The organism is Leifsonia poae, from assembly GCF_027921845.1.
Classification (GTDB): domain Bacteria; phylum Actinomycetota; class Actinomycetes; order Actinomycetales; family Microbacteriaceae; genus Leifsonia; species Leifsonia poae.
The window spans coordinates 165,969-192,416 of sequence record NZ_BSEN01000013.1; the positions used below are offsets into that span (position 1 = coordinate 165,969).

The 26,448-nt window shown below is 70.5% G+C and carries 23 protein-coding genes; 21 read left to right on the top strand and 2 right to left on the bottom strand.

All coding sequences use genetic code 11. The features are described 5' to 3' along the window. Positions 1-37 precede the first annotated feature (37 nt). Positions 38-1,228, bottom strand: a complete 1,191-nt coding sequence (gene rimK, locus PKE84_RS13795) for a 30S ribosomal protein S6--L-glutamate ligase (protein WP_271177834.1) — start codon at positions 1,226-1,228, stop codon at positions 38-40. Between the two features lie 29 nt (positions 1,229-1,257). Here rimK and PKE84_RS13800 point away from each other — a divergent pair, with 29 nt between their 5' ends. Next, a complete protein-coding gene (locus tag PKE84_RS13800) occupies positions 1,258-1,743 on the top strand; it encodes an ATP-dependent zinc protease family protein (protein WP_271177944.1) in 486 nt (161 codons plus the stop codon). A gap of 40 nt (positions 1,744-1,783) precedes the next feature. Here PKE84_RS13800 and PKE84_RS13805 read toward each other — a convergent pair whose 3' ends face one another. Continuing rightward, on the bottom strand, positions 1,784-2,944 hold the full coding sequence (locus PKE84_RS13805) for an FAD-dependent monooxygenase (RefSeq protein ID WP_271177835.1): 1,161 nt from the start codon (positions 2,942-2,944) through the stop codon (positions 1,784-1,786). A gap of 112 nt (positions 2,945-3,056) precedes the next feature. Here PKE84_RS13805 and PKE84_RS13810 point away from each other — a divergent pair, with 112 nt between their 5' ends. From PKE84_RS13810 to PKE84_RS13905, 20 genes are all read left to right on the top strand, one after another. Further along, a complete protein-coding gene (locus PKE84_RS13810; protein WP_271177836.1) occupies positions 3,057-3,686 on the top strand; it encodes a TetR/AcrR family transcriptional regulator in 630 nt (209 codons plus the stop codon). A 126-nt stretch (positions 3,687-3,812) separates the two neighbouring features. Continuing rightward, complete coding sequence (locus tag PKE84_RS13815; RefSeq protein WP_271177837.1) at positions 3,813-5,402, top strand: esterase/lipase family protein; 1,590 nt, start codon at positions 3,813-3,815, stop codon at positions 5,400-5,402. A gap of 217 nt (positions 5,403-5,619) precedes the next feature. Then, positions 5,620-7,272, top strand: coding sequence for a phage tail sheath family protein (locus tag PKE84_RS13820; RefSeq protein WP_271177838.1), 1,653 nt, complete (start codon positions 5,620-5,622; stop codon positions 7,270-7,272). Positions 7,273-7,279: 7 nt separating this feature from the next. Further along, positions 7,280-7,807 (top strand): phage tail protein, encoded by a 528-nt coding sequence (locus tag PKE84_RS13825; protein ID WP_271177839.1) that lies wholly within the window; start codon positions 7,280-7,282, stop codon positions 7,805-7,807. 6 nt (positions 7,808-7,813) lie between these two features. Continuing rightward, the gene (locus PKE84_RS13830) at positions 7,814-8,548 is read left to right on the top strand and encodes a T4 family baseplate hub assembly chaperone (protein ID WP_271177840.1); all 735 of its coding nucleotides are present in this window, start codon (positions 7,814-7,816) and stop codon (positions 8,546-8,548) included. Then, on the top strand, positions 8,545-9,297 hold the full coding sequence (locus tag PKE84_RS13835) for a hypothetical protein (RefSeq protein ID WP_271177841.1): 753 nt from the start codon (positions 8,545-8,547) through the stop codon (positions 9,295-9,297). The genes PKE84_RS13830 and PKE84_RS13835 overlap by 4 nt, the downstream gene beginning before the upstream one ends. Continuing rightward, complete coding sequence (locus PKE84_RS13840; RefSeq protein ID WP_271177842.1) at positions 9,294-10,592, top strand: Pvc16 family protein; 1,299 nt, start codon at positions 9,294-9,296, stop codon at positions 10,590-10,592. Before PKE84_RS13835 ends, PKE84_RS13840 begins: the two co-directional genes overlap by 4 nt. After that, on the top strand, positions 10,589-12,769 hold the full coding sequence (locus tag PKE84_RS13845; protein WP_271177843.1) for an ATP-binding protein: 2,181 nt from the start codon (positions 10,589-10,591) through the stop codon (positions 12,767-12,769). The genes PKE84_RS13840 and PKE84_RS13845 overlap by 4 nt, the downstream gene beginning before the upstream one ends. Continuing rightward, positions 12,766-13,047: a hypothetical protein gene (locus tag PKE84_RS13850; protein ID WP_271177844.1), complete on the top strand. Its 282-nt coding sequence runs from the start codon at positions 12,766-12,768 to the stop codon at positions 13,045-13,047. Before PKE84_RS13845 ends, PKE84_RS13850 begins: the two co-directional genes overlap by 4 nt. Continuing rightward, entirely contained in the window at positions 13,044-14,882 is a 1,839-nt protein-coding gene (locus tag PKE84_RS13855) for an eCIS core domain-containing protein (protein ID WP_271177845.1), read from the top strand. Before PKE84_RS13850 ends, PKE84_RS13855 begins: the two co-directional genes overlap by 4 nt. Further along, positions 14,879-15,427: a hypothetical protein gene (locus PKE84_RS13860; RefSeq protein WP_271177846.1), complete on the top strand. Its 549-nt coding sequence runs from the start codon at positions 14,879-14,881 to the stop codon at positions 15,425-15,427. The genes PKE84_RS13855 and PKE84_RS13860 overlap by 4 nt, the downstream gene beginning before the upstream one ends. After that, on the top strand, positions 15,424-16,074 hold the full coding sequence (locus PKE84_RS13865) for a hypothetical protein (RefSeq protein WP_271177847.1): 651 nt from the start codon (positions 15,424-15,426) through the stop codon (positions 16,072-16,074). Before PKE84_RS13860 ends, PKE84_RS13865 begins: the two co-directional genes overlap by 4 nt. Continuing rightward, a complete protein-coding gene (locus PKE84_RS13870) occupies positions 16,074-16,394 on the top strand; it encodes a hypothetical protein (RefSeq protein ID WP_271177848.1) in 321 nt (106 codons plus the stop codon). Before PKE84_RS13865 ends, PKE84_RS13870 begins: the two co-directional genes overlap by 1 nt. Next, positions 16,387-17,514, top strand: a complete 1,128-nt coding sequence (locus PKE84_RS13875; RefSeq protein ID WP_271177849.1) for a hypothetical protein — start codon at positions 16,387-16,389, stop codon at positions 17,512-17,514. Before PKE84_RS13870 ends, PKE84_RS13875 begins: the two co-directional genes overlap by 8 nt. Continuing rightward, positions 17,511-18,023 (top strand): phage baseplate assembly protein V, encoded by a 513-nt coding sequence (locus PKE84_RS13880; protein ID WP_271177850.1) that lies wholly within the window; start codon positions 17,511-17,513, stop codon positions 18,021-18,023. The genes PKE84_RS13875 and PKE84_RS13880 overlap by 4 nt, the downstream gene beginning before the upstream one ends. A gap of 24 nt (positions 18,024-18,047) precedes the next feature. Continuing rightward, positions 18,048-18,371, top strand: a complete 324-nt coding sequence (locus PKE84_RS13885) for a hypothetical protein (protein WP_271177851.1) — start codon at positions 18,048-18,050, stop codon at positions 18,369-18,371. Beyond that, the gene (locus PKE84_RS13890) at positions 18,368-18,736 is read left to right on the top strand and encodes a GPW/gp25 family protein (RefSeq protein WP_271177852.1); all 369 of its coding nucleotides are present in this window, start codon (positions 18,368-18,370) and stop codon (positions 18,734-18,736) included. Before PKE84_RS13885 ends, PKE84_RS13890 begins: the two co-directional genes overlap by 4 nt. Then, positions 18,733-21,288: a putative baseplate assembly protein gene (locus PKE84_RS13895; RefSeq protein ID WP_271177853.1), complete on the top strand. Its 2,556-nt coding sequence runs from the start codon at positions 18,733-18,735 to the stop codon at positions 21,286-21,288. The genes PKE84_RS13890 and PKE84_RS13895 overlap by 4 nt, the downstream gene beginning before the upstream one ends. Continuing rightward, positions 21,285-24,140 (top strand): putative baseplate assembly protein, encoded by a 2,856-nt coding sequence (locus tag PKE84_RS13900; protein ID WP_271177854.1) that lies wholly within the window; start codon positions 21,285-21,287, stop codon positions 24,138-24,140. The genes PKE84_RS13895 and PKE84_RS13900 overlap by 4 nt, the downstream gene beginning before the upstream one ends. Next, positions 24,137-26,446: a hypothetical protein gene (locus PKE84_RS13905; protein ID WP_271177855.1), complete on the top strand. Its 2,310-nt coding sequence runs from the start codon at positions 24,137-24,139 to the stop codon at positions 26,444-26,446. Before PKE84_RS13900 ends, PKE84_RS13905 begins: the two co-directional genes overlap by 4 nt. Positions 26,447-26,448: the final 2 nt, after the last annotated feature.

Sequence of the window (26,448 nt, forward strand, 5' to 3'; positions counted from 1 at the left end):
GCGCGCGTCGGGTCACCCCGCCGCGTCACCCGCCGCGTCACACTTCCGGGATCGGCTCCTTCGGCAGCTTGCGCACCTTCGCGCGCCGCCGCCGACGCTCGGGGATCATCGAGCGCATCTCCTCGAGCTTGCCGAAGCAGAGCAGCCGGTCGCCCGCCTCGAGCTCCACGCCGCCGCGCGGGTTCGGGATGACCGTCGTTCCGCGGTGCAGGGTCAGCACGGTGATGTCGCGTTCACCGAGCCCGGATTCGCGCATCTTCTTGCCGACCAGATCGGCGTTGGCGTAGACGACCAGCTCGGCCACGCCGTAACCGGTCGAGACGCTGAGCCGCTGACGCACATCGATCTCGGGGAAGGCGACCTGGTTGTCGATGTAGTCGATGATCGCGCCGGCGACGTCGAGACCGGTCGCGGTCTCGATGCCCTCCAGGCCGGGGGAGGAGTTGACCTCCATCACCAGTGGGCCGTCGTTGCCCTCGAGCATGTCGACGCCCGCGACGCGCAGCCCCATGATCTGGGCGGAGCGCACGGCCGCCTGCTCGTACTCGGGCGTCAGCTCGACCGGCTCGACGGTGCCCCCGCGGTGCACGTTCGACCGGAACTCGTCGCCGCTCGCGCGCCGGCGCATCGCCGCGACGACACGGTCGCCCACCACCAGGGCCCGGATGTCGCGACCGCGGCTCTCGGAGATGAAGCTCTGGATGAGCACGTTCTGCTTGGTCGAGTGCAGGGTCTCGATGATCGCCTCGGCGATCTTGACCTCGGGCGCGAGGATCACGCCGATGCCCTGGGTGCCCTCGAGCAGCTTGATGACGACCGGGGCGCCGCCGACGCGCTCGATCGCCAGCCGCACGTCGGCGCGGCTGTGCACGAAGGCCGTGGCCGGCATCCCGATGTTGTGGCGCGACAGGATCTGCGTCGCCCGCAGCTTGTCGCGCGAGTTCGTGATGCCGTTCGCGGTGTTCGGCGTGTAGACATCCATCTGCTCGAACTGGCGCACCACGGCGGTGCCGAAATAGGTGATCGAGCTGCCGACCCTGGGCAGGATGGCGTCGTAGTCCGAGAGCAGCTTTCCGCGGTACTGCAGGTCGGGCTCGGGGCCGGAGAGGTCGATGGCGAAGCGCAGCGTGTCGAGCACCTTCACCCGATGGCCGCGCTGCACCGCCGCCGCTCGCAACCGTTGCGTGGAATACGCCTGCGGGGCGCGCGAAAGAATCGCCAGTTTCATGGGTGTGCCCCTGCAAAGATGGTGGAGTGATAGACGACCTCCATTCAAGCACCATCGCAGGCTGGCGCGAATGGGTGGCGCTCCCCGGGCTCGGGGTTCCGTGGATCAAGGCGAAGCTCGACACCGGGGCGCGCAGTTCGGCGCTCCACGCCTTCGACATCGAGGAGCTCGGCGATGACGGCACGGGCGGCGGCGACCGCGTGCGGTTCCGGGTTCGTCCGTGGCAGAAGGCCGACACCGACGTGGTCGAGGTCGAGTTGCCGATTCATGACCGGCGGCTCGTGCGCAGCTCGTCGGGCCACAGCGAGGAGCGCATCGTGGTGCTGCTGGAGGTCGAGCTGTTCGGTCGCACGATCACGGCCGAGACCAGCCTCAGCAACCGCGATCAGATGGGCTTCCGCATGCTCATCGGCCGCGAGGCGCTGCGGCAGGGCTTCGTGGTCGACCCGGGGCAGTCGTTCCTCGGCGGCCGTGCTCCGCGCGTCATCCGGCGCCGCAACCGCGGCCGCGAGTAGCCGCTCCCACCGCTGCACTGTCCTCTCGGGGTGAGCGGTGTCAGCCGGCGATGGCGTCGCCCGACGGGAGCCGTCGCATCCAGGCGGCGCCGAGCGACGAGAGCCGAACGCCGGCATTGCGCGCGCCGATCCCGAGTCGCGTGCCGGGCACGATGAGGCCGGCGGCCAGGCGCACCATCCGCTGCTTGGACCGCACGAGCGGGCGATGCTCGGCCTCGAACCGCTCGAACGCTTGTTCGGCGTCGCTCGTCTCGGCCAGCGCGTTCGCGAGTCGCGCGGCACCGATCATCGCAAGGCTCGAGCCCTCACCGAACAGCGACACCGATGAGGCCGCGTCGCCGAGCAGCGCGATGCGTCCCCGCGACCACCGGGGGAGCTGCACCTGGCTGACGGCGTCGAAGTACAGGTCGTCCGCGTGCTGGAGTCCCTCGAGCAGTTCGGGCACGATCCAGCCGTCGCCGCGGTACGCCTCCCGGATCATCGCTGCGTGCTGGTCGGCGTCGCGATGGTCGAACCCGGGGTCGGCGGGACTGCGGAAGATGAATGCAGCCAGTGGATGCCCACTGCCCGGATGCACGGAGGCGGAGCGCCCCGGCGTGTTGAGCATCACCACCTCCGTCGGATCGTCGAGCGGTTGCCCGAGGGGATACGTTCCGACGTACAGGCCCTGATGACGCACGAACTGCGCCTCGTCGCCGAAGGCCAGACGCCGGACGCCGGAGTGGAGGCCGTCGGCGCCGATGACGATGTCGAACCGGCGCTCCATGCCGCTGTCGAATGCGACATCGACGCCGTCGGTGTCCGCGTGCAGTGAGGCGATCGCGTCCCCGAAGACGAACTCGGCCGTCGGTCGTGCGGCGTCGAGCAGCACCCGGGCGAGGTCGGCACGCGGCACCTCGACATCGTGGCGGCCCTCCGCGCGGCGGCGGGGACGGATGTCCAGCCGGGCGATCGTGCGCCCGGCCGGCGTGATGAAGCGCAGGCTCTCGACGTGGGTCGATAGCTCCTCGAGGCGATCCATGACGCCCATCCGCTGGGCGACGTCGACGGCCGCGCCCCGCACATCCACCGGGTTGCCGCTCGAGCGGGCCGCGGCGGCGCGCTCGACGACGGTGACCGCGAAGCCGCGCCGCCCCAGTGAATGGGCGAGGGTCGCCCCGGCGATTCCTCCGCCGGAGATGAGAACGGTGCGTGCGCGCATGGTGACCTGCTTTCGTCGGGTGGTCGTGGACCGATCACCCGCTCACCATAACTGCATTGAATGCGAAAATGCAATGAATGCTGAAATGCGTTGGATGCGATATGCTCGGTCCATGACTTCGCCAGGTGTGCCGACCCTCCGAGAGCGCAAGCGCGAGCGCACCCGCGCGGCGATCGTCGCCGCCGGCACCGACCTCTTCGCCAGGGTCGGCTACGACGAAACGACCGTCGCCGATATCGCCGCGGCCGCGGACATCGGCACGCGAACGTTCTTCAGCTACTTCGCGAGCAAGGAGGAGCTGCTGTTCCCGGCGAGCGACGCTCGGGTGAGCGCTGCACTGCGGGCGATCGACGCGCGCCGACCGGTTGACCGTCCCGTCGACGTGCTGCTGCAGTCGTTGCTCGACGTGCGTGCGAGCGACGATGACGATCTCGTGGGCGGGCTCGCCGGGCTGAGGATGAGTCTCATGCGCACGGTGCCCGCCGTTCGCGGTCGCTCGCTGCAAGTGCAGCTCGATGCCCAGCGCACGATCGCCCAGCATCTGGCGCAGGCGTTCCCCGAGCTCGGCGATGTCGATGCGAACGCCATCGTCGGCGCCTTCATCGGAGCGGTCACCGGTGCGCTCGGCGTGCTGCTCGCCGGCCCGGCCGACGCACTCGACGCATCCGGGGCCGCGCTCACCCGCGACGAACTCTTCGCCCGCGTGCACGGTTCCGTGCGGCAGGCCCTCGCCCCGCGCTGACTCACCACCCCCGAACCGGAGTGAGCAAGTCTCAGTTAGGTGTTGACAGAGGCGGCGCCGTCTGGGACGCTGTGCTCGCGTGGCGGCACCAGAGGGGCGACCGCCCGCTCAGCAGAGGGAAGCGTCATGGACAAGCTGCCCATTGTGTACTGCCGCGGATACGCCGGACCGACGAGTCAGATCGACGTCACGGTGGATGATCCGTTCTACGGCTTCAACGACGGTGCGACGCACGTACGCGTCGACGGCGACGGCGATCCGATGTTCTACCAGTTCGAGGGCCCGCTGCTGCGGTTGCTCACCGAGCAGGGCTACCAGTTCCTCGTCCACGGCGACCAGAAGCGGTTCCTCGAGACCACGACGGGAGCGCTCTCGCCGCAGTCGATCTGGGTGCATCGCTTCTACGACCAGTTCGCCACGACGTTCACGCCGCAGCCGAAGCGCAACATCTTCGAGAAGATCGGCGACGCGATCACGCACCACCTCGACGACAACGGCTTCGACATCGAGCGCGCGGCGAGCGAGCTCTACGACCTGGTGCTGCACGTGATCGAGCGCACCGGCGCGCCCGCCGTCAACCTGGTCGCCCACTCGATGGGCGGGCTCGTCGCCCGCTGCATGATGCAGAAGATCTGCGAGACGCCGGATGCCGACGGCAACGCGCGTCGGCCCGCCAAGGAGATCGTCGCCAAGCTCTTCACCTACGGCACGCCGCACCGCGGCATCGTGCTGACCGCCGGCATCGCCAACTGGGCGATGGAGACGTTCGGCACCGCTGGGTCCGACATCTTCTCCCCGCCGAAGATGTACGGCTACCTGACGCCGGGGAAGACCTTCGGCGACACCCCTGATCGCGGCGAGAACTGGGACCCGGGGGTTATCCCGCCCGACGTGTTCGACGTCGACCACGTCTTCTGCCTGATCGGCACCGATCCCGCGGACTACACGCTGGCGCGCGTCGCCGTCGGCCCCAAGAGCGACGGACTGGTGCTGATCGAGAACGCCTACGTCGTCGGCGCGCACCGCGCCTACGTGTTCAAGTCGCACTCCGGCCGCTACGGCGAGGTCAACTCGGAGGAGGGGTACCAGAACCTCGCACGGTTCCTGTTCGGAAAGTGGGCCGTATCGTTGTCGTTCGCCGGCCTCCCCGCCGACACGAGCTCCCTCGGGGAGAACGTCTCGTGGCAGGCCGACATGCGGCTGGCCATCCGGGGACTGCCGATCGTGATGAGCGAGCAGCGGGCCGAGCACTGGTGCCCCATCCAACTGAACGCCGAGATCACGAAGAAGCCGGACTCTCCCGACTCGCCCGTGCCGATCGTCGGAACGTTCCTCTTCCAGAAGGAGCCACCCGACGCGCCCGCCTCCGACAAGGAGGTGCTCTCGCGCTACGCGCTGTCGCTGCGGGTCTACCACATCGTCTTCGACAAGGGCGGCTTCGATTTCAGCGACCACCTTGAGCAGGTCTCCGACTGGTCGGACACCCTCATCATCGACGTGGGCGATCTCGGCCAGGGGTTCGGCGGCTGGTACGCGTGGAACAGCGAGCTGCCCGGCGCCATCGATTCGATCGACCGGATGCCCAACCAATTGCAGCTCGCCCCCGCGGACGGCGGAACGTTCGCTGCCACCGTCGGCCTTCCCGAGGTCGCCAGGAGCCTGCCCGTCTTCGCGCCGAATGGGGCACTTCGGGTCACAACGCGCAACCGCGGCTGACAAGCAGGGCATGTATGCCGTCGCGGTAATGTCCGCGCGGTGCGGGAACCCCGTGCTGCATACGTGAGGGGTAGACAAACCGCTCTTGACACCCTCCCTGCGAGAGGGCCAAACTGACGAATTGTCAGGTGTCGGGGACACCTCGCATGAGCCACGCGACGGAGCCACGCGGGCAGCACACACATCGCAGAAGACTGAGCCTCGATCGAGGACCATCATGCCTGTAACGACGACGTATCCGGGCGTCTATGTCAGCGAGATTCCGAGTGGCGTCCGCACGATCACCGGAGTCGCAACCTCCATCACCGCGTTCATCGGGCGCACCCTGCGCGGCCCGACCGACGAACCGATCTCCATCAGCAGCTACGCCGACTTCGAGCGGCGCTTCGGCGGGCTCTGGGCCGAGAGCTCCCTCGGGTACGCCGTGCGCGACTTCTACCGCAACGGCGGGAGTCAGGCGGTCATCGTGCGGCTCTTCGGGGTCGCGCCGCCGCCGCCTCCCGCCGACCCGAACGCTCCGCCGGCACCGCCGCCCGTCGCACCGCACGCGTCGCTGATCGTATCCGGCATCACCCTCGAGGCCCAGGACCCGGGCTCGTGGGGCAACCAGCTGCGCGCCCGGATCGACTGGAACGTGCGGCCGGCGCCGGGAACGAGCACTCCCGATCCCGATCTGTTCAACCTCGCGGTGCGCGACGGCCAGACCGGCCAGGTCGAGCTGATCCGCAACGTCTCGGCGAAGGAGGGCCATCCGCGTCACGTGACGAAGGTGCTGCTCAACGAGTCGCGGCTGGTGCAGACCAAGGGCGCCGTGCCGACGGGCCGCCCGGGCAAGCAGCCGGAGCTCGTCACCGGTCAGACCGACATCTGGTCGGACACGAAGACCGATGGCACGAAGGTCGATCCGCCGTCGAGCATCGCCGTCGCCGCCGACGGGCCGAACAAGGGCACGGTCGACGACGGCGTCGACCTGGGGTCGGCCGACTTCATCGGTCCGAACATGCAGACGAACAAGAGGGGTCTGTACGCGCTCGAGAAGGCCGACCTGTTCAACATCCTGTGCATCCCGCCCTACCTGGACGACGATGTCGAGGCCGACCTGATCGCGGAGGCGGCCGTCTACTGCGAGCAGCGACGCTCCATGATCCTGATCGACCCGCGGACGACCTGGGTCGACAAAGACACGGCCAAGAACGGGATCCCCGGACTCGGAACGCTGAGTAAGAACGCGGCGGTGTTCTTCCCCCGCCTTCGCCAGCCGGACCCGATGCGCGAGAACCAGGTGGGCGACTTCGTCCCTTGCGGGGCGGTGGCCGGGATCTTCGCGAGGACCGACACCAACCGCGGCGTCTGGAAGGCGCCGGCCGGGCTGGATGCGACCCTCGTGGGCGTGCCCGAGCTGGCGGTGCCGCTCACCGACGGCGAGATCGGAGAGCTGAACCCGCGCGGCATCAACGCGCTGCGCAGCCTTCCGGCCGCCGGGCGTGTGGTGTGGGGTGCGCGCACCCTCCAGGGCAACGACCAGCTCGCCTCGGAGTGGAAGTACATCCCGGTGCGGCGCACGGCGCTCTACATCGAGGAGAGCCTCTACCGCGGCACGCAGTGGGTCGTGTTCGAACCCAACGACGAGCCGCTCTGGTCGCAGATCCGCCTGAACCTCGGCGCCTTCATGCAGAACCTGTTCCGGCAGGGGGCGTTCCAGGGCAAGACCCCGGCGGATGCGTACTTCGTCAAGTGCGACAAGGAGACCACCACCCAGAACGACATCGATCTGGGCATCGTCAACATCGTCGTCGGGTTCGCGCCGCTCAAACCCGCCGAGTTCGTGATCCTGCAGATCCAGCAGATCGCCGGACAGATCCAAGCCTAGGAGCGTCATGACTCAGTTCAGCGTGAATGCCCAGCGCTTCGACCCGTACAAGAACTTCAAGTTCCGTGTGAAGTGGGACGGGCGCTACGTGGCCGGCGTCAGCAAGGTGGGCGCCCTCAAACGCACCACCGAGGTCGTCAAGCACCGGGATGGCGGCGATCCGTCGTCCAGTCGCAAGTCGCCGGGTCGCACCGAGTTCGAGGCGATCTCGATCGAGCGCGGCGTCACCCACGACAAGGAGTTCGAGCAGTGGGCGAACAAGGTCTGGAACTTCGGGTCCGGGCTGGGCGCCGAGACCTCGCTCAAGGACTTCCGCAAGGACATCATCGTCGAGGTCTACAACGAGGCGGGCCAGCTCGCCATCGGCTACAAGATCTTCCGATGCTGGGTGTCCGAGTTCCAGGCGCTGCCCGACCTCGATGCCAACGCGAACGCCGTCGCGATCCAGCACATCAAGCTGGAGAACGAGGGCTGGGAGCGCGACTACGACATCGTCGAACCGACCGAGCCGAGTTTCACCGAACCTGCCGGGTGATGCGCAGTGCCGGGTCGCGACGCCGCTTCCCTCGTCGGCGTGTGGGAACGGGGGATCGACCAGCCGCCGGTCTGGCGCGCACTGCTCCTCCTCGACTCCGCGACCGATCCGGCGACGGCGACACCGGATGACGACCCCGCCGCGCTGGCGATCGGAGTTCGGGACGCCCGGCTGCTTGCATTACGAGCGGACCTGTTCGGTCCGGTGATCGAGGCCGTCGCGCGCTGCCCGGAGTGCGGGCAGGACGTCGAATTCGAGCTGTCCGGCTCCGATCTCGAGGTAGAGCCCTCCCCGGATACCGGGGCGCTGCGGGTCGAAGGCACCACCGTCACGGTGCGGCCGGTGACCAGCGCCGACATCCTGGCCGTGGCGCAGCTGCCGATCGAGGAGGCGAGCAGGGCGCTCGCCGGACGGTGCGTCGTTGACGCGCGGGCCGCCGACGGCTCGGTGGCGCGGCCGGAAACGCTGAGCGAGACGGCCGTCTCGCGAGTGTCGGAGGAGCTGGCGCGGCTGGATCCCGGGGCCAGGATCGATCTCGCGCTCGCCTGCCCGGAGTGCGGCTCCGACTGGGTCGCACCGTTCGACGTCGTCGGCTTCCTCTGGAAGGAGCTCGACTCCTGGGCGCGGCGAACGCTCGCCGACGTGCACACGCTGGCCCGCTCGTACGGGTGGGCGGAGCGGGACATCCTGGCTCTGCATCCGCAGCGGCGCCGGCACTACCTCGAGCTGGTGCGCGCATGAGCGACTTCCTCAGCTCACTGATCCGCCGGGAACAGGGCCTTCCGGCGGCCACCGGCGTCGGGCCGCGCCTTCCCGCCCTCTTCGAGGACGCGCCGCGCGAGCAGGTCATCGAGGTGCAGGAGAGCGCCGTCATCGTGGCTGCGCGGGAACCGGAGGGCGCGGCAGAGCCGGCTTCGCGAACCGCCCCCGCTCCGGTTTCCGCGCGTCCGAGAGTGCCGGACGCCCCGATCGCGCCGGCCACGTCCAGCGGGCGGCCGGCGGTCGGTCTCGAACCACCTGCGGCGCGGATGACCGCTGCACCCGAGCCGTCGCGACCGCGTGCTTCGGAGCCGTCCCCCACCGAAGCCGACGCGTCGCTCCGCCGGGAGACGCGGCATGCGCCGTCGCCCGCCGCGACGAGGTCGGACAGCGACCGTGCAGAGCCCCACCTCGTCGTCGTCGAGCACGTCACGCCGCGACCGCCCACCGCGCCCGCAGCCACGTCTCCGTCGCCGACACCCGTTGACGAGACGCGTCGGGTCGTTCCGGATGCGGTGAGTCCCCGACTCGAGGCCGTGCCCGAACGCGAGCCGGTGGTCGAGCCTGAGCCGGCCCCGGTGATCCGGGTGACGATCGGACGCGTCGAAGTCCGCGCCGTCCCGGCCGCGCCGGTCGCCGCGCCCCGGCGGGCTGCGCAGACGGACCGCGGGAACAGCCCGATGAGCCTCGACGAGTACCTGCAGCAGCGCGATGCGGGGAGGGGCCGATGAGCAACTCCCTCGCGGTGGCCGCGACGACCAACGCCATCCGGAACCTGCTGCTGACGCAGATGCCGGCCCTCGACGCCGGGCTCGCCGGGCTGGCGGTGACGACGGCCGTGCCCGCGGCCGCGCGGGTGAATCAGGTGGGCCCGTCGGTCAACCTCTTCCTCTATCGCACCGCTGCCAACCCGGCCTGGCGCAATCAGGACTACCCTGCGCAGGTGCACGCGGGGGAGAGCGGCCGACCGCCGCTCGCGCTCGACCTGCACTACCTGCTGACCTTCTTCGCCCCCGACGACGCCGACAAAGACGCGATGAGTCACCGCGTCACCGCCGCAGCGCTGAGCGTGCTCCACGATCACGCCGTGCTCGACGGCGCCGAGCTGGATGCCGCCCTCACCGGCAACGACACGTCCGCTCAGCCGGAGCGCGTGCGGCTGACGCCGGAGTCGCTCTCGGTCGCCGAGATGAGCGAGCTCTGGACGACGTTCCAGTCGGGCTATCGCCTGTCGGCCTCGTACCTCGCGACCGTGGTGCTCATCGACAGCCGTTCCCCGGTCTCGTCACCGCTGCCCGTGCTCCGCCGGGGCAGCGAGGACCGCGGTCCTGTCGCCGTCGCCGGGGCCGCTCCGGTGCTCCGCGGCGTGCGCCCGATCGGCGGCCGGCCGGCCGCGCGGCTCGGCGAGGCCGTTGCGCTCGTCGGCGACAACCTCTCACCCGACGACACGGTCATCCGGTTTACCAGCACGATGCGGCCGGCGCAGGGGGAGGACCCGCCGGCCGCGATCGAACTCGCGGCACAGCCGGGCTTCGTGCCCGACGAGCTCAGCGTGACACTGCCCGATCAGGCGACCGTGGCGACGGCGCTCGGCGACTGGGTGCCGGGCTTCTATGCGGTGACCGTCGTGGTGCGCCATCCGGATCAGCCGGCGCTCGTCGACCAGCGCGGCTCGGGCGTCGGGGTGGCGCCGACGATCACCGTGAACCCGGATGCCGCCGCCGGCAGCATCGCCGTCGGTTCCACGCTCACCGTCACGGCGGAGCCGCGCGTGCGCGACAGCCAATCAGCAGTGCTCCTCTTCGGCTCCCGTCAGCTTCCACCGCTCACGCGCGCGAACCCCGCAGCGGGGGATCCGGCGATCGACACGACGCCCACCACATTCACGTTCGAGGTGCCGGCGGTTCCTCCCGGAACCTACGTGGTGCGCCTGCGCATCGACGGCGTCGACAGCGTGCCGTGGCTGGCGGGCGACGCCGACGCCATGCCGTCCTTCGATCCGCAGCAGCAGGTGGTGGTCGCGTGAGCGCGCGCAGCGACTGGCTCGACGCCAACAACGCCTTCCTCACCTCGGCCCTCGCCGAGTTGCGGTCGCGGCTGACGGCGCTCGCCGAGGAGCACCATCGCAACGACCGCGTCGTGCCCGCCATGCCCGCCGCGCCGATGCCGGAACCGCACGCACGCCGCGGGTTCGGCGGCCGGCGTCACTCCGACGATGCGAGCGCGGCTCCCGCCGTGCTCAGACTCGAGCCGGCCGAGCCTCCGCCGACGGCGCAGCCCACGATTTCACCCGCGGCTGCCGATCCGGATGCGCACGGCACCGGCGACGAGTCCGGTGCCCCCGCCGACAGCGCGTCGACACCCGCGGTCGTCCCCGATCAGCCCGCCCTTCTCACCCTCGCCGACCGCCTCGGGCTCACCGACTTCGAGCGCGACGTCGTGCTGCTCTGCGCTGCGGTGGAGTTCGACACCGGCCTGGGCGGCCTGATGGCCGACGCGCTCGAGCCGCAGCACCGCTATCCCACGTTCGCTCTCGCGCTGGCCGCCCTGCCGGATCCCAGCTGGGACGCGCTCTCGCCCGACGGTCCGCTGCGCTACTGGGGTCTCATCCACGTCGATCCCGGCGGCCCGATCATCTCGAGCCGGCTCACCGTCGACGAACGCATCCTCCACTACCTCAAGGGCCTCACCTACCTCGACGATGACCTCGCCGGCCTGCTGTCGCCGCTGCCGGCCGCGTCCGCCGACCTCCTGCCGCCTTCGCAGAGCGCGATCGTGGAGAGCATCCTGGAGGCCTTGCGGCTTCGGCAGGGGACCGCCGTTCCCGTCATCCAGCTGCTCGGCGCCGGGGAGGAGGGCAAGAGGGCCGTCGCGCAGGCGGTGAGCGCACGCTTCGGTGCGCCGCTGCTCGCGCTCGCGGCCGACGGATTCCCCGTCGACGACGCCCGCGCGGAGACCCTGACCCGGCTGATCCGGCGGGAGACAGCGCTGAATCCCTTCGCTCTCTTCATCGACGTGCGGGATGTCGAACGCACCGCCCCTCAGGTCCCACCGCTCGGCCGCTGGCTCGGTCGTACCGATCAGCTCGTCTTCCTTGACGCCGCCGACCCCTGGCCGGCCATCGACGGCGCCGTCGCCGATGTCGGCAAGCCGACGCCCGCAGAGCAGCACGCGGCGTGGTCGGAGCAGCTCCCGCCGGCGGTGGCCAATGCTGCCGACCGCCTCACCGGGCAGTTCGATTTCGAGCTGCCGACCATCCATCGGATCGCGGCGCAGGCGACCGCGCGCGCCGCCGCATCCGGTGACGGCGGAGCCCCCGCGTCGGATGCAGCGGAGCAGCTCTGGCAGGACTGCCTGCTTCAGGCGCGGCCGGTGATGGACCAGCTGGCACAGCGGATCACGCCGCTCGGTCAGTGGAACGACATCCAGCTCCCCGCCGACGAGCTGGAGCTCCTTCACGAGATCGCCGCGCAGGTGGAGCAGCGCAGCACCGTCTACGACGGCTACGGCTTTCGTGACAAGCTCAACCGCGGGCTCGGCATCAGCGTGCTGTTCGCCGGTCAGAGCGGCACCGGCAAGACCCTCGCCGCAGAGGTGCTCGCGAACGGACTCGGACTGCTGCTCTACCGCATCGACCTGTCGGCGGTCGTGAGCAAGTACATCGGTGAGACCGAGAAGAACCTGCGGCGCCTCTTCGATGCGGCCGACGGCGGCGGGGCGATCCTCTTCTTCGACGAGGCCGACGCCCTGTTCGGCAAGCGCAGCGAGGTGAAAGACAGTCACGACCGCTACGCCAACATCGAGGTGAACTACCTGCTGCAGCGGATGGAGACGTACCGCGGGCTGGCGATCCTGGCGACCAACCTCAAGAGCGCGCTCGACACGGCCTTCGTACGGCGACTGCGCTTCATCGTCGACTTCCCGTTCCCAGGCGTCTCCGAACGCAGGAAGATCTGGGAGAACGTCTTCCCCCAGGGGCTCTCCGTCGACCGGCTCGACTTCGACCGGCTCGCCGGCCTGGATCTCACCGGCGGCAGTATCAGCAACGTCGCGCTGAACAGCGCGTTCCGTGCTGCGCACGCGGGCGGCGACGTCGACATGCCGACGGTCCTCGCCTCGGCCAGGGTCGAGTTCCGCAAGCTCGACCGGCCCATCGCCGAGTCGGAGTTCGCCTGGACAGCACCGGAAGGATCGAGCGCATGACCGGAGCAGGAGACGTCGAACTGCACATCGACACCCTGTCGATCGAAGGGATGCCGCTGAGCCGCGGTCAGCGCGCGGAGCTGCAGGAGGCCGTCGAGCTCGAGGTGACCCGACTTCTCGGGTTGGAGCGCGCGGCGATGACCGCAGCGCGGACGCCGTCGGGTCCGCAGGGTACGCTCACGCGACGCATCGAGGCCGCCCCGACCACGGCGTCCGCCGATCCGCGCGCTTTCGGGGCAGGCATCGCCGCCTCCGTCGTCGAGGCGGTGACACGATGAGCACCCTGGAACGCGCGCCCCTCGAGCGGGCGCCGCTCGATCACCGCCCCACGTCCCTGACCGCGAGGCAGGAGCAGCTCGTCGCCCGCCGCGCCCCCCAGCGCCTCGAGTCGGCCGGGAGACCGCTCGACGCCGGGATGCTCCACGAGATCGGCCGCACCACCGGCTCGTCCGCGGCGGGCCACGACTTCAGCGCCATCCGTCTCCACTCCGATCGCGCCGCGAACGAGACCGCCGCCATGCTCGGCGCCAACGCAGCGACCATCGGGTCCGACGTGCTGTTCGCCCAGGAACGGCTGCAGCCGGGCACGCCGTCCGGCCGCGCGCTGATCGCGCACGAGGCGCGGCACGTGCTGGAGGCTCCGCGGGGCGCAGCTCAGCGCATCCAACTCGACGTGATCTCCGACGTTCGCGACAAGCTCTCCTACGGTCTGCTCGACTGGGCCGTCACCGACTCGGACGCGCTGGAGGCGCTGGCTCTGCTGAGCTCCCTGACCGACGCGCAGCTGACGGCGGGGGCGGCCAAGCTGGAGCAGAAGTACATCGACCGGCTGATCGACAACCTTCCGGATGCGGCCAAGGCCGGAGCGGGCTACCAGAGGGTGATCACCGCGTTCGGGGCCGCCAAGGCCGCTCCGCAGGCGAAGGACCTGCTCAGCTACGGCCTGTTCGACTGGGCGGTCACGGACAACGACGTGACGAAGGTGTACCAGACCTTCGTCGCCCTCTCCGGCGTCGAGCAGGAGAAGTTCCTCACCGAGCTGAACACGTCCGGCCACCTCGCGCGGCTCGTCTCCAACTCCACCGCGGCACATCACACGCTCTACCTGCGCCCGTGGGTGGCCCAGCTCCCCTCGGGAAAACTCACCCCCGAGCAGCGACGGATCCTGCGTGTCGTGGTGCAGGAGACCGGCAGCGACGCGATCGCGACGATGATCCTCGCGGCGCAGCAGCGGTTCGGCCTCACGGTCGGCCAGAGCACCGCCGCCGGCCTCACTCCTACGAACTGGACGGCCGGAAAACTGCGGGAGACCTACCTGGCGCTCGATCTGCTGCCGGAGGCGCACGTCGCCGGCAACGTCAACTTCACCGCCTTGAACGCGTTCACCCAGGCGACGAAGCCCGACGGGACGACGCTGCTCGGCCAGTACAACCCGGGCTCCAAGCAGCTCTCGATCAACGTAGCGGTCGGCGACGACGTGACCGAGACGGCGCTGCACGAGACCGGGCACTCCGTCGACAGGACGATCGGCTGGACGACGGGTCCGGAGCCGGCACTCCCCAAGCGCGGCGGCTGGACGCAGTACAAGGCGAACTTCTCGACGGCGGCCGACGACATGATCGCCGACTCGGCGGGCGCGGTCGCCGGGCTCGCCGCACCGCAGATCACGGCGGTGCGCACCGAGATCGTGACGGCCATGACCAATCGTTCCGCCGTGGGGATGGTCGGTCGCGTGCAGGCCCTGCCCTGGTTCGCGCCCCTTCCCCAGGCGACCAAGGACGCCGTCGTCGCCGACAAGGTCTTCCCTGCGGTGACCGTCGGGCTCAAGGACCCGTGGTTCATGGCCGACGGCGGCGGACAGAAGCTCGGGACGGCTCCCGTGCACATCTACGAGGAGTCCTACCCGTCGAGCTGGAACCGCTACGAGTTCCAGGCACGCGACCGCATCCTGACGCCGTACCAGTTCCGCGATCCCGCCGAATGGTTCGCGGAGGCGTACGCCCTCTACTACCTGCCGGATGTGCGCGGAAAGGGCCGCAAGCTGCAGGACAAGGATCCCGACACCAAGACGTACTTCGACGCCTCGGTCGATCCGACGGTGGCGACGCGATGATGGCCAGGGCGGAGCGGTCCGCCGCCGAGAACCGCATCCGGGCGGCCGTCGCCGATCGGTCGGCGGAACTGGGCGTGCCGGTGCGTTCGACCGACGTCGTCGTCGACCTGGCGGAGGACGACGTCGCCCCCGGACTTCGCCTGTTCCGGGCGAGCTGGAGCGGTGGTCGTTCCGAACGGAGCCTGGCGGGGGTGCTGGACGACGATGACCGGCCCGACACCCATCCCGGGCATGCCCTCGGCACGGTTCTCCGGCGCTGGGTTGAGACCGCCGGGCACCTCCCCGCGGCATCCGACGTCGCCGCCGCCGCCGCGTTCCTGCTCGATTCCGATGGGCGGCACCGTGTGCTGCTGACGGACGAGGACACGGCGGACGTGCCCGGAGGGGTGCTCCCCGAACTGGTCGAACTGCCGCACCGCCTCGGCGTCTCGTTCTGGTGGACCGACGGTTACAGCGCTTCGCGGCTGACCGCTGAGCTCGACGAGGCCGACCGGCTCTCGGTGAATGAGTCGACGCCGGGGACGGACGGGAGGCCGACGCCATGACCGCGCCGAACACTCCGAACCTGGTGCACGGCGGCCTGGTGCTCATCGACCCCGCGACGTCGGCCGTGCAGCGGGTCATCGCGTTGCAGTACAACCCGAACACCCTGACGCGGTCGCTCCAGGTGCACGGAGCGGGCAAAGACACCGCCGACCGTTCCGAGGTGCTGCGCCTGACCGGGCCGCCGACCGAGACGATCAAGCTCGAGGCGGAGCTCGACGCGGTCGACCAGCTCGAGTTCGCGCCGAACGGGGCGAGCCGGGTCGGCATCTTCCCCCAGCTCGCCGCCCTCGAGACGCTCATCTATCCGACGAGCGCGCAGCTCAGCGCTAATCACGCGCGCGAGCAGGCCGGAACCCTCGAGATCCTCCCGATGGAGACGCCGCTGGCGCTCTTCGTCTGGAGCGCGCAGCGCATCGTCCCGGTGCGGGTGACGGAGTTCTCTGTGACCGAGGAGGCGTTCGACGCCTCGCTCAACCCGATTCAGGCGAAGGTCAGCCTCGGCCTCCGCGTGCTCACGATCGACGATGCGGGATACACGCACCGCGCCGGGAGCCTCTTCATGACCTATCTGCAGCAGAAGGAACGGCTCGCCGCGACCAACCCGCCGGCCGGACTCGACGCCCTCGGAATCACGGGGATCCCCTGATGAGCAATCCGTTCCCACCTACCAGCCGCTATGCCCTCACGGAGACCGCGGTGCACACCGGACCGAACGGCGAGGAGATCCGCTACCTGCGCCGCCGCTTCCTGCCGCAGCCCGAGTCGCTCGCCGAGCTCGGGTCGCACAGCACCGTCGAAGGCGACCGCCTCGACCTCATCGCGGCCGCGACGATCGGCGACGCCGAGCAGGCCTGGCAGCTCGCCGACGCGAACCGGGCGATGATGCCGCCCGATCTGGTGCTGCCGGTCGGCCGGCGGCTGCGGATCACCCTGCCGGCCGGCATCCCGGGGGTGCCAGGTGCTTGACGGGGTGCGTCTGTCGCTGATGGTCGGGCCGGCGGTGCCGGTGCCGGTGCCGCAGTCGGTCATCGACGCCCTGACCAGCGTCGAGATCACGTCGAACGACACCAAGGCGTCCGGCTTCTCCCTCACCTTCACGATGAGCAGCAGGTCCGTGCTGCCCACGCTGTTCCTGATCGCCGGCGGCAGCCCCATCCCGATCGTGCGCGTTGTGCTCGCGGCCACCCTCAACGGCACGCCGACCGTGCTGATGGACGGCATGGTCACCAAGACCCAGGTGCAGCCCGGTTCGGACGCCGGCCACTCCGTGCTCGTCGTGACGGGGGAGGACCTGACGGTCGTGATGGACAAGATCGACTTCACCGGCCTGCCGTATCCGGCCATGCCCGCCGAGGCCGCCGTCGCGCTGATCCTGGCCAAGTACCTCGTGCTCGGCGTCATCCCGATGATCATCCCGAGCATCCTGCTCGACGTGCCGATCCCCATCCGCAAGATCCCCGTGCAGAAGGGGACGGACCTGGCGTACCTCACGGCGCTCGCCGACCGGGTCGGCTACGTGTTCTACGTCGACCCCGGCCCCGCGCCGGGCACCAGCATCGCCTACTGGGGTCCGAAGGTGAAGGTGGGCGTGCCGCAGCCGGCGCTCAACCTCGACATGGACGCGTACTCGAACGCCGGACCGATCACGTTCGCCTTCAACAGCAACGAGCGTTCCCTTCCGCAGGTGATGATCCAGAACGAGGAGACCAAGGTGCCGATCCCGATCATCCTGCCCGACATCGGGCCGCTCAACCCACCGCTCGGGCTGCTGCAGCCGATCCCGTCCCGGCTCACGAAGGCCAAGGACACGGCCAAGTTCACGCCGACGCAGGCGATCCTGATCGGGCTGGCCGAGGCCAGCAAGTCCGCCGACACGGTCACCGGCACCGGCGGCCTCGACGTCGCACGCTACGGCCGCATTCTGCGCAGCCGTGCTCTGGTGGGGGTGCGCGGCGCCGGGCTGGCGTTCGACGGCCTGTACTACGTCGCCGAGGTGAAGCACCAGATCAAGCGCGGGGAGTACAAGCAGAGCTTCACCCTCACACGCAACGGCCTGATCTCCACGGTTCCGGTGGTGCCGTCATGACGGGCGAGACGTACTACGGCAAGTACCGGGGGACGGTCGCGCAGAACGTGGACCCGATGCAGCTCGGCCGCATCCAGGTCATCGTGCCGGATGTCGGCGGCCTCGTGCCTGGCACCTGGGCGATGCCCTGCGTGCCGTTCGCCGGCAAGGCGAGCGGTGTGTACGTGGTGCCGCAGCTCGGCGCGGGTGTGTGGGTCGAGTTCGAGCAGGGCGACCCCGACTACCCGATCTGGGTGGGCGGCTTCTGGGGCACGGCGGCCGAGGTGCCGACGCTCGCGATGGCGGGCAACCCCGTCAGCCCGAGCATCATCCTGCAGTCGGGCCTGCAGAACGGCATCACCATCAGCGACGTGCCGGGACCGACGGGCGGCATCCTCATCAAGAGCACCACGAACGCGATGATCCTCGTCAACGACGTCGGGATCACCATCAGCAACGGCAAGGGCGCCACCATCGTGATGACCGGTCCGACGGTCACCATCAACAACGGCGCGCTCGTCATCAACTGACCGAAGCAACGAACGGAGAAACGGATGCCCGGCTTCCTGGTGCACGTGTCGGCGACCGTGCTGTGCGCCCACGCCGGGCAGGCGACCCCGGCCGTGCCGAACCCGCGCGTGACGGTGAGCGGTCAGCCGACGGTGCTGCTGACCTCGCCGTGGATGATCGCCGGATGCGTGCTGCCGCCGCCGACCGCCGGCAACGGCCCGTGCGTCACCGCGCAGGTCCTCAGCGGCTCGACGCGCGTGCTGTCGAACGGTTCGCCCCTGGTCGTCACGAGCAGCCAGGCGGTGTGCGCCCCCACCGGCACACCGCTCATGGTGGTCGCGACGCAGACGAGAGCGACGGCGGTGTGATCGTGCAGCTCGACTACCCGTTCCACTTCGACGCGACCGGCCGCACCGCAGTCACGGACGCCGGCGACCACATCCGCGATCTGGTCGAGCAGTTCCTCTTCACCGCGCCGGGCGAGCGCGTGAACCTGCCCGATTTCGGCAGCGGGCTCATGCACCTGGTGTTCGCCCCCAACAGCCCCGAGCTCGCTGCCACCCTGCAGTTCACCGTGCAGGCCGGGTTGCAGCGCTGGCTCGGCGACGTGATCGAGGTGTCCGACCTGCAGGTGACGAGCGACGACGCCACCCTGCGGGTCGACCTGTCGTACGTCGTGCGGCTCACCGGTGAGACGCGATCGGACGTGTTCGTGCGGGGGGTGGCCGCATGAGCGACTGCTGGGACTGCGGCGACGGCGGCACCGGCCGCTGGAACGGTGTCGACGACGTCGAGGTCTACGACGGGGGCACGCGGCTCTGCGTGCATTTCATCGGCGAGGTCCCTGCGCTCGCCGACGCCGAGCAGCCGGATGGTCTGACGCCGCAGGAGGTGCAGATCAGTGGGGGCGTGCGCATCCGGGACATCCGGGTGCTGCGGCTCGAGACGCCGACGCCGGAGGAAGGCGAGGAGCCGTGTCTGGAGGTGTTCGTCGACCGCTGCGGCGACTTCTCCGAGTACGAACTGTGCCTGCGCAAGCGGCGGCCGGTCGCGGAGCGGGACGACGGCGCGACGGAGTGGGGGCCGTATCCCGGGTTCGATCCGCGTTACGGCTGCGGTCGCTTCGGCTTCCGGCTCGACTGCGAGCCCGATGTCGACTGCGCGACGTGCGGGTGCGGCTCCGGATGCCCGTGCCAGAGGGCCGGCGGATGCGACGGCTCGTGCGGCTGCTCAGCGGCCGTCGTCGAGGTGGGGGCGCCTCCCGTCGACTACCTCGCCAAGGACTACGAGTCGTTCCGGCGGCTGATGTTCGACCGTCTGGCGCAGACGCTGCCGGAGTGGACGGAACGGCACGAAGCCGACCTCGGCGTCGTGATGGTCGAGCTGATGGCGTACGCCGCGGACGACCTCAGCTACTACGAAGACGCGGTCGCGACCGAGGCGTACCTCGGCACGGCCCGGCGCAGGGTGTCGGTCAAACGGCACGCGCGACTGGTCGGCTACGACCTGCACGAGGGCGTGAATGCGCGAACCTGGGTCTCGGTGGAGACCGCGGACGATGTCGGTCCGCTCGATGCTGCCGAGTTGGCGTTCGTCACAGCCGTTCCCGGACTGCGGCTGCAGCCCGGAGCCGTGCTCGGCGCGGACGACCTGCGCGCGCAGCCGACGGCTTCGTACGAGCAGTTCGAGATCGTGGCCGGTGCGCTCGCCTCCGGCCCCACGGTGCGGTTCCGCGGCGCGAACAGTTCCATCGAGATCTTCACGTGGGAGGGCAAGGAGTGCTCGTTGCCCGTCGGCGCGACCCGCGCGACACTCGTCGACAGCACCCCGCCCGATGGCATCGGGCTCGCGCCGGGTGACGTGGTGATCTTCGAGGAGATCGTCAGCCCGCTGACCGGAGCCCCGGCCGACGCCGACCCTCGCCACCGGCATGCGGTGCGCCTGACACGCGTGAGGCGTCCGTACGACGACCAGGCCCTCGTCGAAGTGGAGTGGGCGCGCGAAGACGCCCTTCCGTTCGTGCTCTGCCTCACTGCCGAGCTGCCCGCTCCCGACTGCCGCCGCATCACGGGCCTGTCGGTCGTGCGCGGGAACGTGCTGCCGGTCGACCACGGACGCACGACGGACGACCCGCCGTGGGATCCCATCGGCATCACGGAGACGGTCGCCGACTGCGGGTGCGTCGGCAGCATCCCGGAGGTGATCGACGTCGCCGAGGCCATCAGCCCGGCGCTCGCCGGGAGCCCGCTCACGTTCAGCTCGGGCGCCGGGGTCGGGCCGGCGTCCGGGTTCGCCGCCCAGGATCCGCGCGGGGCGCTCCCCGCCGTCGCCGTCACCCTCCGGCCGCCCGACGGCTCACCGGATGCGCCGACACTGTGGACGCCGCGCCGTCACCTGCTCGACAGCGATGACAGCGATCGGGGCTTCGTCGTGGAGATCGACGACGACGGCGTCGCCCGGCTGCGCTTCGGTGACGGGATCCTCGGCGCGAAGCCGGCGGCCGGATGGCGCGGGTCGGCTCGCTACCGGCTCGGGAACGGGCCGGGCGGGAACGTCGGGGCGGAGAGCATCCGGCACCTGGTGATGCTGTCGGGATCGCTCACCGGCACGGCGCTGACCGTGCGCAACCCGCTGCCCGGCACGGGCGGGGTCGCGCCCGAGCCGGTCGAGGAGGCGCGACTGCTCGCCCCGTACGCGTTCCGCGCCGAGCGACGGCGGGCCGTGACGGCAGCCGACTACGCCGAACTGGCCGGCCGCCATCCCGGCGTGCAGCGCGCGGCCGCAGAGCTGAGCTGGACCGGCAGCTGGTACGAGGCCAGGGTCGGCATCGATCCGGCGGGCACCGAGACGGCCGACCCGTCGCTGCTCAGCGAGATCGCCGCGTACCTCGAGCGTTACCGCCGGATGGGTCACGACCTCGCCGTCGTTCCGGCGCGCTCGGTGCCGCTCGACATCGAGCTCAGCGTCTGCGTCGAACCGCACCACCTCCGGGGCGATGTGCGCGAACGGCTGATCGAGGTCTTCGGACCGCACGGCTCCTTCGACCCGGATCGCCTGACCTTCGGGATGCCGGTGCGCGTCTCGCGTCTCCTCTCCGATGCGCAGGCCATCCCCGGTGTCGAGAGCGTGGTGGTCACCCGGCTGCAGCGTCTCTTCGAACCGCCGGCCGGCGAGATCGATGCCGGGCTGCTGCCGATCGGCCCCATGGAGATCGCCCGGCTCGACGCCGACCCGAGCCTGCCGGAAAACGGCAGGATCGCCTTCACGATCGGAGGCGGACGATGACCGCCAACCGCCCCGGCCTCAGCAGCATCGACTACCGCGCCGGCACCCGCGACACCGTCTTCTCGGCGATGAGGGCCCGGCTCTCGACCGCCGACCACGCAGCCACGGCGGCCCTGACCACCCGGCAACCGGATGACGCGACCATCGCGCTGCTCGACGCGTGGGCGACCACCGAAGACGTGCTCACCTTCTACCAGGAGCGGATCGCGAACGAGTGCTACCTGCGCACGGCCACAGAGCGGCGCTCGGTCGTCGAGCTGGCGCGCCTCGTCGGCTACCGGGTGCGCCCCGGCGTCGCGGCGAGCGTCCACCTCGCGTACCAGCTCGACGCCGGCTCGCCGCCCGTCGTCATCCCGGCCGGCGCCCGTTCGAACAGCGTTCCCGAGCCCGGCGAGACGCAGCAGGCCTTCGAGACCTCGGACGAACTGGAGGCGCGGCCCGAGTGGAACGATCTCGCCGCGCGCGTCACCCGTTCCCAGACGCCGCAGTCGGTGCTGTCGGACGGCCTCTATCTCGCGGGCACGGCGACGCGCCTCGCCCCCAGCGACGCGCTCCTGCTCGACCTCGGGGACGGCCTCCCGCTGCGTCACGCGCGGGTCGCCGCCGTAGAGGTGCAGGCGGAGCACGACCGCACCCTCGTCACGCTCGCCGACTGGAACGGCGGCACGTTCTCCGATCCGGCTGTTCCCCCCGAGGTGCAGGCCGTGCCCGCATCGCTTCGGCGGAGAGGTGCGGCCGGCGGCCAGAAGGGCGACGGCTTCCTCGACCTGCTCGACGACCTGCGGCAGCCGCCGTCGATCCCGCCGGCCAGCAGCCGCGCGCTCGGGCGGAGCGTCGACGCGGTGTTCGGGCGGGGCCAGGACATCTATCCTGCGCTTCTCACTTCCCTGCAGCCGCGGTTCGGTGCCGTGCTCTACGCGGCGTTGCGGCAGCGTCGCGTGTCGCGGCCGACGCCGCTGGCCGTGTACGCGCTCCGTTCGAAGGTCTCGCTGTTCGGGCACAACGCCCCGCGCGAGGTCCGGTTCTCCGGCGGTGCGGTGCTGCCGTCCGTCGAGTGGGTCCTGGCCGCCGACGAGCAGGACGACCGCCTCTTTCTTGACACGACCGACGACGCCATGCTGCGCGACCGCACCATCGTCATCGAGCGTCCGCTCGACGGCGACCTGGCGAAGATGGAGGCGCTGGTCGCCGACGTCGCGCGGGAATCCGGGCTCTCCCGCAGCGCCTACGGGCTGACGGGTGCGCAGACGATGGTGGAGGTGCGCGAGCCGTGGTGGCATCCGGAGACCGGAGGGGAGCGCGTCTCCGACGTGCCGCCTGCCGCGGGCAAGTACTTCATGGAGTCGCTGCGTGCCACGACGGTGTATTGCCGGCAGGAGGAGCTCCCTCTCGCCGAGGCGCCGATCGCGGCCGACGTGCGCGATTCCGAACTCGAGCTCGGCGCGCTCTACGACGGGCTGGTCTCCGGCCGGTGGGTCATCGTCGAGGGCGAGCGCACCGACGTCTCCGGCACCGCGGGCGTGCACGCGGCCGAGCTGGCGATGATCGCCGGTGTGCGGCAGGGGACCGCGACGATGAGACTGCTCCAGCAGGACGGGACGACCGTGCAGGTGGATCGCCCGGGCGAGGCCACGCACACCTTCCTCACCCTGGCGAAACCGCTGGCCTACCGCTACCGGCGCGACTCCGTCACCATCCACGGCAACGTCGTGCCGGCGACGAACGGAGAGAGCCGGCAGGAGGTGCTGGGATCGGGCGTCGCCGGACGCACGCTGCAGACGTTCGCGCTGCGGCAGCCGCCGCTCACGCATGTCTCGGCGCCGACACCAGCGGGGGAGCAGAGCACCCTCGTGGTGCGCGTCGACGAGGTGCAGTGGCACGAGGCGGACTCGCTCGCGGCCCTCGGAGCCGGTGAGCGCGGATACCTGACGGCCACGGACGACACCGGGGTGACCCGCGTGACCTTCGGCACCGGCGACCGCGGTGCGCGCCTGCCGAGCGGGCAGGAGAACGTGCGCGCGGTGTACCGGTCGGGAATCGGGAGGGCGGGAAATGTGCTCTCCGGGCAGATCAGCCAGCTCGCCACGCGGCCGCTCGGCGTGAAGGGGGTGGTGAACCCCATCCGGTCGTCGGGAGGCGCCGACCCCGAAGGCCTCGAGTCTGCCCGTGAGAACGTGCCGATCGCCTTGATGGCGTTCGATCGGCTGGTCTCCGTCGAGGACTACGCCGACTTCTCGCGGCTGTTCGCCGGGATCGGCGCTGCATCGGCCGCGCGCCTCAGCAACGGGCGCCAGCGCATCCTGCAGGTCACGATCGCCGGCGCCGACGACGCCCCGATCGAGCCCACCTCCGACCTGTTCCGCAACCTGTCGGCGGCTCTGCACGACTTCGGCGATCCGCACCTCGCCGTGCGGGTGGCCGTGCGCGAGCTGCTCGCGATGGTGATCTCGGCCAACGTGAAGGTGCTTGCCGACTACGACTGGGAGCTCGTCGAACCCCACGTGCGCGCTGCGCTGCTCGAGGCCTTCAGCTTCGAGCGGTCGCGCCTCGGCGAGAGCGTCGCGTCGAGCAGGGTGGTGCAGGTGATCGCCGGTGTGCCCGGTGTCGACTGGGTCGACCTGGACACCCTCTCCAGCTGGAGCGAGCAGCAGATCGCCGACGCCCTGGCGGCGCCACCGCCGCCGGGCCCGGCTGCTGCGCCGACGGCATCACCGTCGCCGCCCGCGCGCCCTCCCCGCCGCCTCACCGTGCTGGGGGACCGTGCCGACGGCGGCCTGCTCCTCCCGGCCCAGCTCGCGATGCTGCTGCCGACCGTCGCCGACACGCTCATCCTCACGGAGGTGACATCATGACCCGCGACGCCGACGACCTCTACGACCACCTGCCGGTGATCTACCGGATGCGCGACGAAGAGCTCGGCGGCCCCCTGAAGGCCGTGCTCGAGATCATCGGCGAGCAGGCCGTGCTGCTCGAACGCGACCTCGACCAGCTCTACGACGACCTCTTCATCGAGACCGCAGCCGACTGGGTCGTGCCGTACCTCGGTGATCTGGTCGGCTACGTGCCGGTGAGCGAGGCCGGTGCACCCGGCGACCCGAACACGCCCGCCGGGCGCGACCTGAACCGCGTGCTGGTGCCCAGGAGGGACGTCGCCGCCACGCTCGACCATCGCAGCCGCAAGGGGACCGCCGCGCTGCTCGAGATCTTGAGCGACGAGATCGCCGACTGGCCGGCACGCATCGTCGAGTTCTTCACCCTGCTCGGCTGGACGCAGCAGCTCGACCACCAGCATCCGACCCGGGGCGGCACGCTGGACCTGCGGAACGGCGACGCCCTCGATCTCCTCGACGGTCCCTTCGACTCGGCCGCGCACACCGTAGAGGTGCGCCGGCCACTGTCGCATCACTCACGCGGACGGTACGACATCCCGTCGCTCGGGCTGTTCGTCGCCCGGCTGAAGGACTACTCCGTGACAGCGGCGCCCGCCTGCTGCATCGAGCGCGAGGGCAACCAGTGCTACACCTTCAGCGTGCTCGGCAACGACGCACCGCTGTTCACCCGAGCCGAGCGGTCGGCCGACGACGCCGCGGTCGCCGGCCCGCTGAATCTGCCACTGCCCATCCGGCTGCGCGCCTTCTCGGAGCAGGTGACGCGGCGGCCGCACCGGGTGCGGGCATCCGGCCTCTACTACGGCGACGGCCGGTCGCTGACTATCTCGGTGCAGCGCGGACGCGCGCGTGCTCTCGTGCCCATCGCGGCCGAGAACGTCATCCCCGCCGACCTCCGCGACTGGCACGCGTACGAGGCGCCGCGCGGGAGCGTGCTCGTCGATCCGGTGCGCGGCCGGATGGTCTTCCCGCTCGGGCAGACGCCCCGTGCCGTCGACGTCACCTACCACTACGGCTTCAGCGCCAGCATGGGCGGAGGCGAGTACCACCGCCCGCTGCTCGGCCCCCGCGACGCCCGGATGTTCCGGGTGCGGCAGGTCGCGCCGAAGGACGGCGAGTTCGCGAACATCGGTGACGCCTACCGCGCCTGGACGACCCTGCGCGATGCACCCGTCGCCGAGGGGGAGGTCGCGCCGCTCGCCGCGGCGATCGAGGTGATGGACAGCCGCGCGTACGAGGAGCGGCTCGCCTTCGACCTGATCGCGGGCGAGAGCCTGCAGCTGCGTGCGGCGGATCGGTGCCGTCCGACGCTCCGCCTGCTCGACTACCGGGTCAACCAACCGGACCCGTTCCGCGTGAGCGGGGAGGCCGGCAGCCGGTTCGTGCTCGACGGCATGCTCGTGGCCGGGCGCGGCATCGCCATCGCGGCGCCCGATCCGGGGGAGGGCGACGCGGAAGGCGATGCGGCCGCAGACGCTGCCGCTGCCTCCGCAGACTCCGCTGCCGCGGTCGCCATCGAGACGCCCCGGCGTGCCGCCGATCTGTGCGACGTGCGCATCCGGCACTGCACGCTCGTGCCCGGCTGGGACATCGGCTCGGAGTGCGAGCCCGAGCGACCGGATGAGCCCAGCATCACCCTCGGTGGCAGCGGTGCCTCGCTGGTCGTCGAGCACAGCATCGTCGGGTCGATCTGGGTCGACGACGGCGAGCGCCGGGGACGCCCGAACCGCATCTGCCTCTCCGACAGCATCCTCGACTCCTGCGACGACCGCGGGCTGGCGCTCTGCGACCCCGAGGAGCGGATGGCGAACGCGGAACTGACCGTGCTGCGGACCACCGTGATCGGCCGCACCCTGGTGCACGCGGTCGGCCTCGCGGAGAACAGCGTCTTCACCGGAGCTCTGGTGGTGGCACGACGGCAACGCGGATGCGTGCGCTTCTGCCACCTGCCACCCGGCTCGCGCACGCCGCGACGCTTCCACTGCGTTCCCGATCGCACCGCGCTCGAAGCACTGCCGGCCTCGGAACGGCCGGGCGAGATCCTCCGGCTGGCTCCGGAGTTCTCGAGCGTGCGCTACGGGACGCCCGCGTACCTGCAGCTCGGCGACGGCTGCGCCGACGAGATCGTGCGCGGCGCCGACGACGAGTCTGAACTGGGCGCGTTCCACGATCTGTACCAGCCGCAACGGCGCGCGAACCTCCGGTTCCGCCTCGACGAATACACCGCCGCCGGTTACGAGACCGGCATCATCGACACGAAGCAGGGGTAGGG

Bases quoted from the DNA above. Each gene is read 5' to 3' on its own strand.
- PKE84_RS13860 (WP_271177846.1), top strand. From the start codon at position 14,879: ATGATGGCCAGGGCGGAGCGGTCCGCCGCCGAGAACCGCATCCGGGCG.
- PKE84_RS13805 (WP_271177835.1), bottom strand. From the start codon at position 2,944: ATGCGCGCACGCACCGTTCTCATCTCCGGCGGAGGAATCGCCGGGGCG.
- PKE84_RS13870 (WP_271177848.1), top strand. From the start codon at position 16,074: ATGAGCAATCCGTTCCCACCTACCAGCCGCTATGCCCTCACGGAGACC.
- PKE84_RS13885 (WP_271177851.1), top strand. From the start codon at position 18,048: ATGCCCGGCTTCCTGGTGCACGTGTCGGCGACCGTGCTGTGCGCCCAC.
- PKE84_RS13895 (WP_271177853.1), top strand. From the start codon at position 18,733: ATGAGCGACTGCTGGGACTGCGGCGACGGCGGCACCGGCCGCTGGAAC.
- PKE84_RS13880 (WP_271177850.1), top strand. From the start codon at position 17,511: ATGACGGGCGAGACGTACTACGGCAAGTACCGGGGGACGGTCGCGCAG.
- PKE84_RS13850 (WP_271177844.1), top strand. From the start codon at position 12,766: ATGACCGGAGCAGGAGACGTCGAACTGCACATCGACACCCTGTCGATC.
- PKE84_RS13865 (WP_271177847.1), top strand. From the start codon at position 15,424: ATGACCGCGCCGAACACTCCGAACCTGGTGCACGGCGGCCTGGTGCTC.
- PKE84_RS13810 (WP_271177836.1), top strand. From the start codon at position 3,057: ATGACTTCGCCAGGTGTGCCGACCCTCCGAGAGCGCAAGCGCGAGCGC.
- PKE84_RS13815 (WP_271177837.1), top strand. From the start codon at position 3,813: ATGGACAAGCTGCCCATTGTGTACTGCCGCGGATACGCCGGACCGACG.
- PKE84_RS13820 (WP_271177838.1), top strand. From the start codon at position 5,620: ATGCCTGTAACGACGACGTATCCGGGCGTCTATGTCAGCGAGATTCCG.
- PKE84_RS13835 (WP_271177841.1), top strand. From the start codon at position 8,545: ATGAGCGACTTCCTCAGCTCACTGATCCGCCGGGAACAGGGCCTTCCG.
- PKE84_RS13900 (WP_271177854.1), top strand. From the start codon at position 21,285: ATGACCGCCAACCGCCCCGGCCTCAGCAGCATCGACTACCGCGCCGGC.
- PKE84_RS13855 (WP_271177845.1), top strand. From the start codon at position 13,044: ATGAGCACCCTGGAACGCGCGCCCCTCGAGCGGGCGCCGCTCGATCAC.
- rimK (WP_271177834.1), bottom strand. From the start codon at position 1,228: ATGAAACTGGCGATTCTTTCGCGCGCCCCGCAGGCGTATTCCACGCAA.
- PKE84_RS13840 (WP_271177842.1), top strand. From the start codon at position 9,294: ATGAGCAACTCCCTCGCGGTGGCCGCGACGACCAACGCCATCCGGAAC.
- PKE84_RS13825 (WP_271177839.1), top strand. From the start codon at position 7,280: ATGACTCAGTTCAGCGTGAATGCCCAGCGCTTCGACCCGTACAAGAAC.
- PKE84_RS13905 (WP_271177855.1), top strand. From the start codon at position 24,137: ATGACCCGCGACGCCGACGACCTCTACGACCACCTGCCGGTGATCTAC.